Genomic DNA, 335 nt, shown 5'->3' with positions numbered 1-335 from the left:
TACCTGTTTTAAAGTTTTTAAAGCCTCAATTACCGCTAATCTTTCTTGATTTCCATATGCGCATATATTAATTTTAAACGCCGATGGATACTCTGAAAATTCACTGTAAATATCAAAATGGTTATTATAAGACCATTGCATTTGCGTGTACCTGGCATTGAGCATTTTAATAAACAGGTCTCTTTTCAGGCCATTTTTAAGCCCTTTTATGGTCCCCCTTTCCTTTTTTTTATTTTCTCTCATGTACAGACGAAGGAAAACGGGTTCAGTTATGTTCTCCTGCGGTAATATTTCCCGTTCCAGTCTGACAAATCTCATATCCCCATTCAGGTAAC

Annotated in this window: 1 protein-coding gene; it reads right to left on the bottom strand. The window is 36.1% G+C overall.

The window, feature by feature from the left end:
- Positions 1-318: hypothetical protein (locus UXI14_RS18105; protein ID WP_335967377.1), on the bottom strand; the 318-nt coding region annotated here is incomplete at its 3' end.
- Positions 319-335: the final 17 nt, after the last annotated feature.

Source organism: Galbibacter sp. PAP.153 (assembly GCF_037029175.1).
Lineage (GTDB): Bacteria > Bacteroidota > Bacteroidia > Flavobacteriales > Flavobacteriaceae > Galbibacter > Galbibacter pacificus.
The sequence above is the reverse complement of the archived record's forward strand: the minus strand, read 5'-3'. Positions and strand labels throughout refer to the sequence as shown.